This is a genomic window from Brevibacillus sp. MCWH, assembly GCF_013096935.1.
Classification (GTDB): Bacteria; Bacillota; Bacilli; order Brevibacillales; family Brevibacillaceae; genus Brevibacillus; species Brevibacillus aydinogluensis.
This window is the reverse complement of record NZ_SDLF01000257.1, coordinates 1-380: the sequence shown is the minus strand read 5'-3', so window position 1 is coordinate 380 and position 380 is coordinate 1. Positions and strand designations below refer to the sequence as shown.

General features: G+C 43.2%; 1 protein-coding gene. It reads left to right on the top strand.

Going from position 1 to position 380, the window contains the following annotated elements; all coding sequences use genetic code 11:
* Window positions 1-380 (top strand): terminase large subunit (locus ETC00_RS20360; protein WP_216369621.1); only part of this gene is annotated, 380 nt, incomplete at both ends.

The following is a 380-nucleotide window of genomic DNA, read 5'->3' as shown; positions in this document are numbered from 1 at the left end:
ATATTGCGATAGACAGCGGCTATCAAACATCCGCAACCGCTTTTTTAGGGCTAGGATTGACCAAGCGACTCAATGTCATTCTATTGGACACCTATTACTACTCACCCGCTAACAAGACGGTAAAGAAAGCCCCAAGCGATTTTAGCAAGGATTTATGGGAATTTGAACAGCGGCTTGTGAAAACATACAAGAAACCAATTGATAACCGCACCATCGACAGTGCAGAGGGTGCATTACGAAACCAGTATTTCAAAGACTACGGCATCCGCTTGCATCCGATTGCGAAGAAAAAGAAAGTGAACATGATTGAAAACGTTCAAGACCTGCTGGCACAAGGTCGTTTTTTTATGCTTCGAAACGAGAACAACCAGATATTCTAC